The 2,223-nt window shown below is 70.7% G+C and carries 2 protein-coding genes; both read left to right on the forward strand.

All coding sequences use genetic code 11. The features are described from left to right. On the forward strand, nucleotides 1-1,143 hold a 1,143-nt coding region (locus tag H0W38_RS21270), incomplete at its 5' end, for a glycerate kinase (protein ID WP_292457962.1). 155 nt (nucleotides 1,144-1,298) lie between these two features. Continuing rightward, nucleotides 1,299-2,210, forward strand: coding sequence for a DUF6502 family protein (locus H0W38_RS21275; protein WP_292457963.1), 912 nt, complete (start codon nucleotides 1,299-1,301; stop codon nucleotides 2,208-2,210). Nucleotides 2,211-2,223 lie beyond the last annotated feature (13 nt).

Raw genomic sequence — 2,223 nt, forward strand, 5'->3', positions numbered from 1 at the left:
GCGATGGCCGCCGCGGTCGATGCGCTGTGGCCGGCCAACGCGCCGTTGTCGGGCCTGGTGGTGACGCGCTACGAGCATGTGCCGCCCGACTACAAGGCCAAGCCCGGGCGCATCGAGGTGGTCGAGGCGGCGCACCCGGTGCCCGACGCAGCGGGCCTGGCCGCTGCGCAGCGCATCTTCGCGTTGGCGCAGGGCCTGAGCGCGGATGACCTGGTGCTGTGCCTGATCTCGGGCGGCGGCTCCGCGCTGCTCTCGCTGCCGGCCGAAGGCATCACGCTCGACGACAAGCAGGCCATCAACCGCGCCCTGCTCAAGAGCGGCGCGGCCATCGGCGAGATGAACTGCGTGCGCAAGCACCTCTCGGCCATCAAGGGCGGGCGCCTCGCCGCGCTGTGCGCACCGGCCAAGGTGGTCACGCTCACGATCTCCGACGTGCCGGGGGACGATCCTGCCGTCATCGCCAGCGGCCCGACCGTGCCCGATGCGACGAGCTGCGCCGATGCGCTGGCCATCCTGCGCCGCTACGGCATCGAGCTGCCGGCTGCCGTGCGCACGGCGCTCGAAGCAGGCACGCTGGAAACGCCCAAGCCGGGCGATGCGCGCTTCGCCGGCCACGCCGTGCACCTCATCGCCACGCCGCAGCAGTCGCTCGAGGCGGCGGCCGAGGCGGCGCGTGCCGCGGGTGTGCAGGCCTATGTGCTCAGCGACGAGATCGAGGGCGAATCGCGCGTCGTCGGTCAGGTGCATGCCGCGCTGGCGCGTCAGGTGGGGCGCCGCGGGCAGCCGTTCTCGCGGCCTTGCGTCATCCTTTCCGGCGGCGAGACCACCGTCACGGTCAAGGCCAAGGGCGGGCGCGGCGGGCGCGCTACCGAATTCCTGCTCGGCGCGGCCATTGCGCTGCAAGGCGAGCCGGGCGTTCACGTGCTGGCGGCCGACACCGACGGTATCGACGGCGTGGAAGACAACGCCGGCGCCATCGTCACGCCCGACACGCTGGCGCGCGGCGCCGCGCTCGGCCTGAAGGCCCAGGAGCGCCTGGACGCGAACGATGCCTACGGCTTTTTTGCGCCGCTCGGCGACCTGGTGTCGACGGGGCCCACGTACACGAACGTCAACGACTTTCGCGCCGTGCTCGTGCTCTGACCTCCAGGCGGCTGGCGCCCTTCGGCGTTCGTCCGCTCTGCCGGTCTGACGGAGCACTGTGGCAGTGCTGACAGGGTTCTGTCAGCCATGTAACTTTCTTTCAAAACGCTTGAAATGTGCACATTGCACAGTTATAAATGTGGCGAGAACTCGCCATGGACACCCGCTTCGCCCCCGCCTCCGAGTTGCCCTCGTTCGTCGAGCAGCCGCTGCTTGACGCGCTGGGCGCGCTGCTTCGTCCGCTGAGCCGACTGGCGGTCGCCAAGGGACTGCCTTACGTCACCCTCGAAGAAGTGCTCAAGGCGTCGATGGTCGAGGCCGCGCGTGAGGCGCACCCTGGCTTGCCGGCGCAGCGCAGCGTCAGCCGCATCAGCACCACGCTCGGCCTCAATCGGCGCGAAGTGACCCGCCTCACCCGCGCGGGCGATGCCGATGCCACGCCGGCCGCTCTGCGCCGGCCGGCGCCCGCCACCGAACTGTTCACCCGCTGGCGCACCGACCCGTCGCTGCGCGACGCCGGCGGCTGGCTCAGACCGCTGCCGCGGCTCGGCCCGGCGCCGAGCTTCGAGTCGCTGGCGCATTCGCTGACCCAGGACGTGCACCCGCGCAGCCTGCTGGACGAGCTGTGCCGCCTCGGACTGGCTCGCCTGGACGAGGCCAACGACGAGGTCGAGTTGTGCGACAACGCCTTCGTGCCGCGCGGCGACGAGTCCCGCATGCTTGGCTTCCTGGCCGCGAACGTCGGCGACCACTGCGCTGCGGCGGTCGCCAATGTGCTGTGCGGCGGCCGTGAACACCTCGAGCAGGCCATCTTCGCTGACGAAATCTCGGTCGAATCACTCAACCAGTTGCGCCAGGCCGTCTCTGCGCAATGGCAACAGTTGCTGCGCAGCATGGTGCCCCTGCTCGAGGAGTTGATCGAAGCCGACCGCGCTGCCGGGCGCACCGCCGATCGGCGGGTGCGCATCGGCCTTTTTACCTATGCGGAGCCGATGCCCGGCAGCACCGCTGCCGACCCGCCCGAAGTCCGTCCTGCGCCGCTGCGGCGCAGCCATCCCCGCCCCTGAACCGTCCCTGACC

This window comes from Methylibium sp. (assembly GCF_013817365.1).
In the GTDB taxonomy this organism is placed as follows: domain Bacteria; phylum Pseudomonadota; class Gammaproteobacteria; order Burkholderiales; family Burkholderiaceae_C; genus Methylibium.